Source organism: Leucobacter japonicus (assembly GCF_001273855.1).
In the GTDB taxonomy this organism is placed as follows: domain Bacteria; phylum Actinomycetota; class Actinomycetes; order Actinomycetales; family Microbacteriaceae; genus Leucobacter; species Leucobacter japonicus.
Window position 1 is genome coordinate 127,490 of the sequence record NZ_JHBX01000104.1, and the last position, 11,960, is coordinate 139,449.

The 11,960-nt window shown below is 65.5% G+C and carries 11 protein-coding genes; 6 read left to right on the plus strand and 5 right to left on the minus strand.

Going from position 1 to position 11,960, the window contains the following annotated elements:
• Position 1: 1 nt before the first annotated feature.
• The 3 genes from AMS67_RS05090 to AMS67_RS05100 are packed head-to-tail and all read right to left on the minus strand — an operon-like array spanning position 2 to position 4,407.
• Complete coding sequence (locus AMS67_RS05090; protein WP_082305309.1) at positions 2–802, minus strand: amino acid ABC transporter ATP-binding protein; 801 nt, start codon at positions 800–802, stop codon at positions 2–4.
• Between the two features lie 16 nt (positions 803–818).
• Positions 819–1,805: a dipeptidase gene (locus tag AMS67_RS05095; RefSeq protein ID WP_053386400.1), complete on the minus strand. Its 987-nt coding sequence runs from the start codon at positions 1,803–1,805 to the stop codon at positions 819–821.
• A 10-nt stretch (positions 1,806–1,815) separates the two neighbouring features.
• The gene (locus AMS67_RS05100; RefSeq protein ID WP_053386401.1) at positions 1,816–4,407 is read right to left on the minus strand and encodes a hypothetical protein; all 2,592 of its coding nucleotides are present in this window, start codon (positions 4,405–4,407) and stop codon (positions 1,816–1,818) included.
• A gap of 217 nt (positions 4,408–4,624) precedes the next feature.
• On the opposite strand from AMS67_RS05100, the gene AMS67_RS05105 reads away from it, so the two are divergent.
• From AMS67_RS05105 to AMS67_RS05120, 4 genes are all read left to right on the plus strand, one after another.
• On the plus strand, positions 4,625–5,335 hold the full coding sequence (locus tag AMS67_RS05105; protein WP_162230821.1) for an IclR family transcriptional regulator: 711 nt from the start codon (positions 4,625–4,627) through the stop codon (positions 5,333–5,335).
• Between the two features lie 89 nt (positions 5,336–5,424).
• Positions 5,425–6,009 (plus strand): dienelactone hydrolase family protein, encoded by a 585-nt coding sequence (locus tag AMS67_RS05110; RefSeq protein WP_053386403.1) that lies wholly within the window; start codon positions 5,425–5,427, stop codon positions 6,007–6,009.
• 65 nt (positions 6,010–6,074) lie between these two features.
• Positions 6,075–7,322, plus strand: coding sequence for a winged helix DNA-binding domain-containing protein (locus AMS67_RS05115; RefSeq protein ID WP_053386714.1), 1,248 nt, complete (start codon positions 6,075–6,077; stop codon positions 7,320–7,322).
• A gap of 50 nt (positions 7,323–7,372) precedes the next feature.
• A complete protein-coding gene (locus AMS67_RS05120) occupies positions 7,373–9,106 on the plus strand; it encodes a cation:proton antiporter (protein WP_053386404.1) in 1,734 nt (577 codons plus the stop codon).
• Here the strand turns inward: AMS67_RS05120 and AMS67_RS05125 are convergent.
• A complete protein-coding gene (locus AMS67_RS05125; RefSeq protein ID WP_053386405.1) occupies positions 9,103–9,672 on the minus strand; it encodes an isochorismatase family protein in 570 nt (189 codons plus the stop codon). The genes AMS67_RS05120 and AMS67_RS05125 overlap by 4 nt on opposite strands.
• On the minus strand, positions 9,669–10,163 hold the full coding sequence (locus AMS67_RS05130; protein WP_082305311.1) for an Lrp/AsnC family transcriptional regulator: 495 nt from the start codon (positions 10,161–10,163) through the stop codon (positions 9,669–9,671). The genes AMS67_RS05125 and AMS67_RS05130 overlap by 4 nt, the downstream gene beginning before the upstream one ends.
• Positions 10,164–10,349: 186 nt before the next feature.
• On the opposite strand from AMS67_RS05130, the gene ald reads away from it, so the two are divergent.
• Both ald and AMS67_RS05140 read left to right on the plus strand, forming a co-directional pair.
• On the plus strand, positions 10,350–11,474 hold the full coding sequence (gene ald, locus AMS67_RS05135) for an alanine dehydrogenase (RefSeq protein WP_053386407.1): 1,125 nt from the start codon (positions 10,350–10,352) through the stop codon (positions 11,472–11,474).
• A 17-nt stretch (positions 11,475–11,491) separates the two neighbouring features.
• A complete protein-coding gene (locus AMS67_RS05140) occupies positions 11,492–11,947 on the plus strand; it encodes a hypothetical protein (protein WP_053386408.1) in 456 nt (151 codons plus the stop codon).
• Positions 11,948–11,960 lie beyond the last annotated feature (13 nt).

Below are 11,960 nucleotides of genomic sequence, written 5' to 3' on the forward strand. Positions count from 1 at the left end.
GTCAGCGCCCCAGCACGGCAGAGAGAAACCGTCCCACGCGCTCGCTGCGCGGTTCGGTCATGATTTGCTCGGGCTGCCCCTGTTCGACGATCGCGCCGTCGACCATGACGATCACGCGATTCGAAACGTGGCGTGCGAATTCCATTTCGTGTGTCGCGATGAGCATGGTCATGCCCGAGTCTGCGAGCTCGCGCATCACGCTGAGAATCTCCGCACCGACTTCCGGGTCGAGACCCGAAGTGGGCTCGTCGAAGAGCATGAGGTCGGGGTCCATCGCGAGCGCTCGCGCGATCGCGATCCGCTGCTGCTGACCGCCGGAGCATTGACTGGGAAACGCATCGGCTTTCGCGGAGAGCCCCACTCTCTCGAGCAGTGCGTGTGCTCGGTCGCGCGCGGCTTCGCGCCCGCGGCCGAGCACACGCTGTTGGGCGAGTTCGATATTCTGCGCTGCTGTGAGATGCGGAAACAGATTGAACGACTGGAAGACCATGCCGGCCTGACGCCGAAGTCGAGCGACTTGCGCACGCGCCGGCGGTCGCTCATCCGTGAATTCGATATGTTCGTCGCCCACGGTCAGTGCGCCAGCGTCAGGCATTTCCAGGAGGTTGAGGCATCGCAGAAACGTACTCTTACCGGCTCCCGAAGGGCCAATGACCGAAATCACCTCCCCTCGACCGACGGCCAGCGACACGTCGTCGATAGCCCGATGGTCTCCAAAACGCTTGACGATGTGCTCGGCGTTGACGAATGGGCGAAGCGTTGAACCGGTATACGTCGTCGTTGACGTATCGATGAGTGCCATGTGGGGCTCCTTCTGCTCAGATCTCGCGGAATACGGTGTCGTAAAAATGCAGCCAGTTCTCGCCCATGATCTTCGCGACCTCGTCATCGGAGAACCCGCGCGCTCGAAGGCATTGTTCGGCGTTCGGAAATTGGGCCGGCGTACTGAACCAGTCGAGCGGAGGCGTAGGCCCGGGCTTCGCAGGCCCCGATGCGCCGTACTGGGTTTCGCGCGCCCACCGCCCCTGACGCATCCATTCGACGTAGGCGAATCCGCCGTTCTGATCGAGGTCGGTGCCGATGCCCACCCGATCGATTCCGACTCGGTCGACGGTCCAGGCCACGAGTTCCGACCATCGCTCGGGCGTCGTATACGCGCCGACCAAGTTGCGGTAGACAGAAACACCGATGACGCCATCGCGCTCGCGCAATGCATCGAGTACGCGATCGGATTTGTTCCGCGCGTGCGGTGCAAGCGTGGCCGGGTTCGCGTGGGTGATCGCCACCGGTTCCGCGGATGCTTCGATCGCGTCCAGGGTCGTCTGCTCCCCCACGTGCGAGAGATCGACCGCCATTCCACAGCGGTTCATCTCTTGCACCACGTACGCGCCATAGCGCGAGAGTCCGCTGTCATGAGGCTCATAACAGCTGCCGCCCAGGTCGTTCTGAATGTTATAGGTGAGCTGTCCGACCCGCGTTCCCATTCGTGCGAAGAGCTCGACGTAGCCGAGCCGTCCCTGCAGGAACGAAACGTTCTGGAATCCGAGAATGATCGCTGTGCGTCCCGACTCCGCGATGCGCCGAATGTCGCCGGAACGATAGGCGATCTCCACGAGGTCGGCGTTGTCCTCAGCCATGTACCGCCATTTGACGAGCTGGTCCATGGATTCGGTTGCGTCCTCCCAGAACCCGACGGTGACGGTCATGGCGCCGAGGCCGCCCGCGGCAATTTCTTCGAGTGCGGGGCGGTTGTGTGGGCGCTCGGTTTCGAGAGGCGAGCAGAGCAGGCTGTCGACGTAAATCATTGTTCTCCTTTTAGATGGCAGCCGGTTGTTCGGTGCTGGGCAGTTCAGATGCGACCGGTGCCGGCACTCCGGCACCGCTGATCGGAATGAACAGGTCGGTATCACGGTTCGGGTCAACCGAAGCGGCGACTTCGGCCGGGTCGAACAGTCGAGTGAGGCGCTGCCCCGGCACATATGCGTCCTTGACCGTGCCGGTGTGCTGACGCGAGAGCGCCGTGTCGGGATAGAGGCCGGCGTTCGCCGGATAGTAGATGTTCCACCACTGCTGGGCGGGCACCTCGATGCCGTCGCGAAGCAACGCTGCGAGGGCTGCGGTGTACCGCGCATGTGCAGCAGCCGGATCGGCGGCCGCACGGGCGCGAAAGCGGCCGGCATCGAGGTCAACTGCACGCCATTCCACACCGACCCGCGCAAGAGCGAGTTCCAGCCCGGCTTCAGCATGATCCAACTCGATGTCGATGAGCTCAACCTCGATCTCCGACTCGCTCGAGCGTGCGCCGATGAGATGAACGAGTACGTGCCCGTAGGCGTGGAGGCTGCCTCCGTGTGCGGAGATCCGGATCGCACCAGGAACCTCTTCCACGGACGGCGGCCGCCACGCAGGTGCGTTCCCATCTGCGTCGAGCATGCGGTCGAGCACCTCGGCGAATCCCGCAACCGACCGCGAATCGGCGAGCAGCGTTGCGATGAAGAATTCACGCGCACCGTGCCACGAACCCTCCGGCACGCGCAGCGCCTGCATCGCGCGACCTGCTGCGAGACGAAGTTCGCGGAATTTCATCAGGACTCGCGCATCGGGGGAATGCTCGGGCGCGACGATCGAGCTGACTTTTGGTGCGAGCACTGGCGCGACCGCGTTCCCCGGCTGTGAAATGTGAGCCGGCGTTGCCTCACGGTGCCTCCACCACCAGCTCTCGGCGTCGGCACCCGCCAACTCATCGCGGAACGGTGCTCCGTCGTAAATCAAACCCAGCACCGAACGATTGAGAAAATCCTCTGTCCGGTCGAGCCCGTGCACGCAAGCGTTCATGAGCCGCACCAGCCAAACGGGTACGAAATCGATGTCGTGCGGATCTGCGTGCGGCACTGCATAGGGCAATGCGCGAAGAGCTACTGCGGAGCGTGCCACATGCTCGAGCTCAGGCCGCGCGGCGAGCACTTCCCCAATCGGGGTCGTATCGGCGACACCGGCGAGTGCCGTGAGGAGCTCACGCGCACGAGAGGGGTAATTCGGGATCACCTCGTGGGCTCCCGGCACCTCTTCGGCGGGCCCGGAACGCGGCTCCTCCGCTGCACGCGACTGATACCAGACGCGGTCACGGTGCTCGGGATCATTCAGTGGGAGCGAGAGAGCCCACCCGAAGGTCTGTTGCAGGGCTTTGCGCACATCGAGCGCGGGCAGCCTCGGGTCGAGCTCCTGGGTCTCGTCGAATGCCAGACGCTCCTGCACGAGCGCATCCGCATAGTCTGGCGCGAGTTCGATGAGCAGCGTATGCAGCGTGTTGAGCGCTTCCAAGGAAACTCTCCCGTTGACGTAGCGATGCACTGCCGCGAGCAGTGTCTCGCTCGAGTCGCGTACGAGCTCGCCTCGACGAGCTGCGCGCAGCACCGCTCGAATACGTCGCAGATCGGTGGCGAGCTGCTTCCCCCCGGTGAACACCCGATACCGAGTGTCTTCCAATGCCCGGTACTGAATCGCACGATCGAGCAGTCTTTCAAGATGTGCGAGGCGGTCGTCGCCGCAGGCGATCGGCTGCTCGAGTACGTGGCGCACTGCGTCGATCGTGAGCGACACATACGCGTGAACGAGTGCCGGCCGATTGTAGACGAACATCACCAGGCCGAGCGCAGAGCCGTTGCCGACGCCGATATGCCGACGGACTTCCGGAGCGAGCGTGACGGCAGCCTCCGGCGCATCGAGCCGTGCGAGTTCTTGGACGACATCGACCGAGAGTTCGCGCATGAGATAGGCCGAGAGCATCTGTGCGTGGTACGAGATCGCCAGTGGGTGTCCATCGGCGATCGCTGGGAAGGAGATACTGCCGAACGTGCCGTTTCCGTCGAGCCCCGTATTGCGCATCAGATAGCCCACCCGTTTGACTTCTGCGGCGTTCGGCTGCTGACCGGCCGCGAGAGAATCGCGCACGTGCCGGAACAGCCGCAGGCTCTGGTTTGAACGCATCCAGATCAACGTTCCCTGGGGCGCACGGCCCTCATAGAGTTTGGGCAGCTCGCGCGCCGACGTCGCGATCTGCGCTTCGGTCGCGACTCCGTCGATGAGCGTGCCGAGCATGTCCCAGGACGAGCCGATGATGCGACCGGTGCGATTGACCCCGCGCGGTTCGCGCAACCACGCAGCGAACGTCAAGGCGCCATGCGGCGTCTCGATCGTGTATCGCGCCGTCCCGTTGCCGCGCGCATCGAGTTCGAGCTCCTGCCGCTCGATGCGCCAACCCTCGCGCAGCATCTTCGCGAGGAAGCTCCGCGAGGCGCTCAGTCGGGTCGGCTGGATCGCTCCAAGATTTCTCGGATCCATCACCCGTTCCGGCGAGAATGCCTCGTCGAGGTAGGGATTGCCCATCGTGTCTGCTCCAATCATCATCGACTTCGCATCGGCCTGAATTAAACAATCTTTAATCCTCATTCAGGTATGCTGAAAATACTAAGGAGACAGTTTCGGCGCGTCAAGTGGGTGCCGCGTCATTTTTCGGAGACAGTAGACAGATCGGGCGGAGGCGTCGTGTCGCACCACCAGAGCGATTCGGGAGTTCATGCCGGAAGGAGCGCCGCGTGTGCACGCGCGCAGATCGGAGACATCGGTGACGAAGACCACGACCCTGCAGTCGGTCGAGAAGACGATCCGTGTGCTCGAGGTGTTCCCACAGTTCGACCGACCGCTCGTCACGCTCTCAGAGGTTGCCGAGGCGCTGGGCTGGAGTCGACCGGCAACGCACCAATACCTCACGACGCTCGTGCACTGCGGCTGGCTGCAGCAAGACACGAAACGCCAATATCGTCTCTCGGTGCGCGCCGCGACCTTCGGGAGGTTCGCGACGGCGCACGCCGGCGTACCCGAGGCCGTCACCCGGCGCATGCATGCGCTCATGCAGCGACTCGAGGAGCCGATCTCGTTCGCTGTGCGCAACGGAGGTTCCGCATTGATCGTCGAACGGGTCGAGCCGCAGCGCTCACTCGCCGTGCGGCGCGAGGCCGAACGTCAGTTGCCACTGGGATCGACGTCGGGCCACGTGCTGCTCGCGTTCGACCCACATGCCACCGCGGAGGAGCAGGCCCCACACATAGACGCCATCCAAGAGATTCGGGAGCGCGGGTATTCAGTGCACCGTGCGGTATGGATGGGCGACGCGATCGAAGTAGTCGCCGTTCCGATTCTGCAGGGCGAGGAATGCCTCGGTGCGCTGAGCGTCATCGCACCAGAGGGACGCATGAATCTTGATGACGCAATCACCGAGATGGTCGACTCCCGCCGGGCTATCGAGGCAGATCTCGCCGCTCAACATCCCCACTGAGCTCGACCGGCGCTTGCCGCCCGTGAGCCGCACGCGTACGGTATCAGCAGCGACGCCGCACCGGGCGTTGCCTGCGCCGGAGGTGCGTGATGGTCGATGTCGTGCTGTTCCACCATATTCAGGGACTGACTGCGGGCGTGCGCGATCTGGCCGAGCGCATCGGCGGGGCTCGGCATCGGGTGCACACGCCAGATCTCTACGCCGGGCGCACCTTCGACTCGATTGACGAGGGATTCGCCTTCGCGCAGACGCTGGACCCCGGCGAGTTGCAGCACACGATCGGCGACGCGCTCGCTCCCCTACCCGATCGCCTGGTCTACGCCGGGATCTCGTGGGGCGTGACGCATGCGCAGCGCCTCGCGCAGACGCGCGCGAATGCCGTGGGCGCCGTGCTGCTCGAGGCGTGCCTGCCGGTCACCGGGGAGTGGGCCATCGGCGCCTGGCCGGCCGGTCTGCCTGCGCAGATTCACGGCCACGATGGCGATGAGTTCTTCGCGTTCGAAGGCGATATCGAATCGGCGCGCCAACTCGTCGTGCAATCGGGCGGCGCAGCGCAGCTCTACAGCTATTCCGGCGACAGTCACCTCTTCTGCGATCGCTCACTCTCGGGCTTCGACGCGGAGGCCACCGATCTGCTCGTGACGCGCGTGCGCGCCTGGCTCGATCAGGTGTGAGCGGTGCCGGATCGCGCGTTGGCCCTCGCCCGCGCGATGTCGGCGGTGCGGCCTACACTGAGCGCATGCCTCACAATCTCACACCGCGCGACCAATTGCGTCTCCGCATGCGGGCGCAGGGCTTAGCGCTGCACGGCCAGGGTTCGACCGCCGCGGTGCACAGCTCGGCACCGGGTACAGCGGCTGCCGCGAGCACCGGCGCCGAGCGCATCGCCGATGTCGCCCGCCGCATGCTGGCGGCGCAGGGGCAAGACTGGCGTTCGGCTCGCTGGGCGCTGGGAGTTCGGGCCCCCGAAACGACCGTCGCCGACGTCGAGGCGGCCTTCGCCGAGCACCGCATCGTGCGCTCATGGCCGATGCGCGGCACGGTGCACCTCGTCGCCGCCGAAGACATCGGCTGGATGCAGCGCGCGACGAATCACCGGGTACTCGCAGGCGCCCCCAAACGACGCGAGATGCTCGGCATGAGTGACGCCGTGCTGGAGCGCATGGTCGAGACGTCGCTCGCCGCGATCGACAACGCACGGCGCGACGCAGCCAGCCCCGGGCTGGATCGCGAAGCACTGGCCGAGGCTTGGACTGCTGCAGGCATCGACTGGCAGAGTTCGTGGAGATATCACGTCATCTGGTGGATCTGCCAGAACGGGTGGGCCACGTTCGGGCCGGTCGGCGCGACGGGGGAACCGCTGCTCGTGCGCTCGAGCGACTGGATCACGACCCCCCGCGAGCTCGCGGGCGACGAGGCACTCGCAGAGCTCGCGACGCGATACGCCGCAGCGCGCGGCCCGGTGCGCGACAAAGACTTTGCATGGTGGACGGGCTTGACGGTGACCGAGGCCCGCACCGGCATCGCGGCCGCCGCAGAATCGGGCGCCCTGGTCGAAGCGCGTGCACTGGACGACGCGGGCGACCCCGTGCGCGGCGTCGCCGGCAAGCTGTGGGTCGATCCCGCACTCCTCGATTCGACGTCAGCTTCCGACGCCGATGCCGACGTCAACACCGACGCCGATCTTGCCGAGTGGCAGCTACTCGCGGCATTCGATGAGCACCTGCTCGGCTATCAGAACCGTGACGCACAACTCGACCCGGAGCACTTCGAGCGCATCGTGCCCGGCCGCAACGGCATGTTCCTCGCGACCGTCGTCAACCGGGGGCGCGTCGTCGGCACGTGGAAGCGCGTGCGCACGAAGACGGGCGGAATTGAGGTGACTCCCTTCCCCGGAGCACGCATCGACACCGCGGCGCTCGATGTCGCGAACCAGAGCTGGTCCGAATTCCACGGGGTTTCCGCGGGTGGCGTAATCGTGCACTGAGGCATACCCCAGACCCGTATTCACTGAGGCAACCCCGGTACCATTGGGACATGGAACTCGGCCTGATCGCAGTCGCCGCCGTCGTCGTACTCGTCGGCACCTCGATCCTGGGCGGGCGCATCGGCGTCGCGGCTCCGCTCATCCTCGTCGTCGTCGGCATCGGCGCTGGGTATCTGCCGTTCGTGCCCCGCGTCGAAATCGACCCCGAGATCATTCTGCTCGGGGTGCTCCCGCCGCTGCTCTACTCGGCCGCCGTCAACGTGCCGCTGGTCGACTTCCGCCGCAATTTCAGACCGGTGGTCGGTCTGTCGGTGCTGCTCGTCATCATCTCGGCTGTGATCGTCGGCTTCGTGATCCACCTGCTCGTTCCACCGATTCCGCTGGCGGTCGGCATCGCCCTCGGCGCGGTGATCAGCCCGACCGACGCGGTCGCCGCCACCTCGATCGGCAAGCGGCTCGGCATGCCCGATCGACTCGTCTCGATCCTTGAGGGCGAAAGCCTCGTCAACGACGCGACTTCCCTGGTTCTATTGAAAACTGCACTCGCCGCCATCGCCGGTAGCTTCGTCTTCTGGGACGCCGCCGGCTCGTTCGGCTACTCCGTGATCGCGGCGATTGCGATCGGCATCGTGATGGGCGTCATCACGGTCTGGGTGCGCTCGAAACTGCACAACCCGGTCTACGACACCATCATCTCCTTCGTCGTTCCCTTCGTCGCATTCATGCCCGCGGAAGAGATCGGCGCCTCGGGCGTGCTCGCCGTCGTCGTCACCGGCCTCTACACCGGCCACCACGCGGCGAAGCGCTTCAGCCCGCAAGCCCGCATGAATGAGCGCCTCAATTGGCGCACCGTGCAGTTCGCACTCGAGAACGGCGTCTTCCTGGTCATGGGGCTGCAGCTGCACACCCTGCTCGACGAGGTCGACGACACCGAGCTGCAACTCGCGCACGTCGCCCTCATCGCGGTCGGGCTCGTCGTCATTCTCATCCTGCTGCGCGGCGCGTTCATGGTGCCCATGATCTGGACGATGCGCGGGGACGAGGGGCGCATTCAGCAGCGCAGCGACGGATTCACGCGCATTCTGTCGCGCGCGCGGCGAGCCGACACCGACTCCCGCAAGCTGCGCAAGCTCGAGATTCTGGAGCAGCGATCGCGCGCCGACCTCGCCCACGAGCAGGAGCAGCAGCTGGGTTGGCGAGACGGTGTGCTGCTGTCGTGGAGCGGAATGCGCGGCGTGGTGACGCTCGCAGCCGCGCAATCCATCTCGACCGATGTGCCGTACCGCCCCCAGTTGATCCTCATCGCGTTTCTCGTCGCCGTGCTGACGCTGTTGCTCCACGGGCTCACGCTGCCGCTCTTCATTCGCAAGCTCTGGCCCGAGGGCGCGAACACGGGCTCGAACAGCGGCGAATTGCAGTCACTCAGCCGAGACCTCTTCGATGCGGCGAACACGGCGCTCGAAGACGAACTCGAAATCGACAAAGACAACGACGAAGGTCACGTGCTGCCCACGGATGACGTCCTCAAACGCGTGCGGCTGAACGCGAAGAGCGCACTCGCCCCGATCTCGTTCCTGAACGCGCCGGTGACCGGGCCGATTCCGCACCAGTCCCAGGAAACGCAGGCGGCATGCTTCCGCAGACTGACTCGGGTCGCCCTCGATGCGCAGCGTGAGGCCCTGCTCGAAGAACGCGCAATCGGCCGCTACAGCTCGCACACCCTGCGCGCCGCAGAGCTCGCACTCGATGCGCACGAAGCACGCATCAACCCCAACGCTTTCTAGACGAACTCGACCCCGGCTTCGGCGAGCTCGCGGAGCGCGGCAGCCGACGATTCGCGTGCCACACCCGCGATCAGGTCGGTGAGCACCCGCACCTCGAAGCCCGCCGCGACCGCGTCCAATGCCGACGCCTGCACGCAGTAATCGGTGGCGATGCCTGCGATATCGATTGTCTCGATGCCGTCGGCTCGCAACACCTCTGCGAGGCCGCGTCCGTCGGTCGTGCGACCCTCAAACGCTGAATACGCCGGCTCGCCCATGCCCTTGCGCACGTGCACGTCAATGCGATCCAGCGGCATCGCGGGATGGAAATCGGCGCCGTCACTCTCCTGCACGCAGTGCACCGGCCAGGTCGTGATGAAGTCGGGATCGACGCCCGGCGCCGCGAAGTGACCGCCGTTCGAGCCGTCGGCCTCGTGCCAATCTCGGGAGGCGACGACGAGCGCATACGACGACGTCTCGAGCCGTGCGGCAATTCCGATCGCGACGGCCGATCCGCCGATCACCCCGAGCGCACCGCCCTCGGTGAAGTCGTTTTGCACGTCGACGGCGAGCAGCGCCCGGGTCACGATGCCTCCATGCGGATCGGATTCTGATGGTGACTGAAGACGATGCTCGTGCGCGTCGACGACACCGCGGGATGCGCCGAGAGGTGCTCGACAACGAAATCGCGCACGTGATCGGAATCTCGCACGGCGAGATGAATGATGAAGTCCTCGACACCGCCGAGGAAGAAGAGTTGCATCACTTCGGGGAGGCCTCGCAACTCGTCGCTGAGTTCGGTGATGCGCTGACGCGCCCCCGAGCGAACGGTCACGCTCACGAGCACCTCGAGATCGAGCCCGATCGCGCGCGGATTCACCGACGCTGTGAACCCCGTGATGATCTTGCGCGACACCAGGCTGCGGACGCGGGCGATACAGGTCGAGGCGGCGACCCCCACGCGCTCGGCGAGCTCCGCGTTCGTCATGCGCCCGTTCGCCTGCAGCTCGTCGACGATCTTGCGATCCACATCGTCAAGCTCGATCACACCGCGCAGATTCTTCGAGGTTTCGGCCACTGCAACCCGTCTTTCGCTTATATCTCGATCACATCAGCAAAAATTGCCGAAGAGAATTCAGGCCAAGTGTACAACGGGCGAACATACTGCACAATGAGAGGGTTCGACCGCAATGGATCGCGCCGTACCCGGCTCATCCGCGGTCTGGCACCGCATCACTCACCGCAGATTCCATTGGAGCATCTCATGCGCGTCGGCATCCCCACCGAAATCAAGAACAACGAGAACCGCGTCGCCATCACGCAGGCCGGCGTCGTCGAGCTCACCCGTCGTGGTCACGAAGTCTTCGTGCAGGCCGGCGCTGGCGTCGGTTCGGCAATCACCGACGCCGAGTACGCTGCAGCCGGTGCGCAGATCATCGAGGGCGCTGACGACGTGTGGGCTCAGGCCGACATGATCCTCAAGGTCAAGGAGCCCATCGCGGCCGAGTTCGACAAGCTGCGCAAGGGCCAGGTGCTCTTCACCTACCTGCACCTCGCCGCCGACAAGACTCTCACTGAGAAGGTGCTCGAGTCGGGCACCACCGCCATCGCGTACGAGACGGTGCAGGCCGGCCGCGCACTGCCGCTGCTCGCCCCGATGTCTGAGGTCGCCGGTCGCCTCTCCGCTCAGGTCGGCGCGTACTCGCTGATGAAGGCCAACGGCGGCCGCGGCGTGCTGCTCGGCGGCGTCACCGCGACCCGTCGCGGCAAGGTCGTCGTCATCGGCGGCGGCGCTGCCGGTGAGCAGGCCGCGCGCATCGCGTACGGCATGGGCGCCGAGGTCACCGTCATCGACATCGCAATCCCCCGCCTCAAGCAGCTTGAAGACGAGTTCAACGGTCGCATTCAGACCCGCACCTCGAACGCGCACAACATCACCGAGGCACTCAAGGACGCGGATCTCGTCATCGGCTCCGTGCTGATCCCGGGCGAGAAGGCGCCGAAGCTCGTCACCGACGAGATGGTCGCGCAGATGAAGCCGGGTTCGGTACTCGTCGACATCGCGATCGACCAGGGCGGCTGCTTCGAGAACTCGCGCCCCACCACGCACGACGACCCCACCTTCCAGGTGCACAACTCGATCTACTACTGCGTGGCGAACATGCCGGGCGCGGTCCCCGAGACCTCGACGGCTGCCCTCACCAACGCCACCCTCCCCTACGTCGTCGCACTCGCCGACAAGGGCTGGGTCGCCGCACTGAACGCTGACGAGTCGCTCGCCAAGGGCCTGAACGCCCACGAGGGCGTGCTGACGTTCAAGGGTGTCTCCGACGCGTTCCCCGAGCTCGCCTACTCGAGCGTCGACGAGGTCCTCGCAGCCAACGCCTAAGGCGTACGCTGGATCCCATGGATCTGAAGTTCTCATTCGGAGGGGCGTCGCCCGATCATCACCACGGTGATGACGGCGGCGCCCCTTCGGGCATTCCCCTCCCGTTCACCACGGTGGCCCCCGGTTCGACCAGCACCGTACTCGACGCCTCGGTTCGCCGCGACGGCGCTCTGGTCATCGGCGAGATCATCACCGGCGACGGCGTGACCTACGCTCGGGCCGAAGTCGAAACCGCGGCAGATGCCGATGGGGCGATGATCGGCAAGGCGGTGCGGTCGGCACTGGCCCGCGCCGTGGCGACGCTCGAAGGCCCGCTCGCCGAGTCGGTGACCGCCGTCGTCATCGACCTCGGGCCGACGGGAGCCGATGCGCTCGCGTCACTCGGCATCGACACGGAGCAGCCGGTGGTCACCGATCAGTTGCAGAGCCGGATCGGCATCGCGACCGGAACGCCGATTCGCCTGGCGGCGTAACCCGCGTCTCGAT

Bases quoted from the DNA above. Each gene is read 5' to 3' on its own strand.
- AMS67_RS05090 (WP_082305309.1), bottom strand. From the start codon at position 802: ATGGCACTCATCGATACGTCAACGACGACGTATACCGGTTCAACGCTT.
- AMS67_RS05095 (WP_053386400.1), bottom strand. From the start codon at position 1,805: ATGATTTACGTCGACAGCCTGCTCTGCTCGCCTCTCGAAACCGAGCGC.
- AMS67_RS05100 (WP_053386401.1), bottom strand. From the start codon at position 4,407: ATGATGATTGGAGCAGACACGATGGGCAATCCCTACCTCGACGAGGCA.
- AMS67_RS05110 (WP_053386403.1), top strand. From the start codon at position 5,425: ATGGTCGATGTCGTGCTGTTCCACCATATTCAGGGACTGACTGCGGGC.
- AMS67_RS05115 (WP_053386714.1), top strand. From the start codon at position 6,075: ATGCCTCACAATCTCACACCGCGCGACCAATTGCGTCTCCGCATGCGG.
- AMS67_RS05120 (WP_053386404.1), top strand. From the start codon at position 7,373: ATGGAACTCGGCCTGATCGCAGTCGCCGCCGTCGTCGTACTCGTCGGC.
- ald (WP_053386407.1), top strand. From the start codon at position 10,350: ATGCGCGTCGGCATCCCCACCGAAATCAAGAACAACGAGAACCGCGTC.
- AMS67_RS05140 (WP_053386408.1), top strand. From the start codon at position 11,492: ATGGATCTGAAGTTCTCATTCGGAGGGGCGTCGCCCGATCATCACCAC.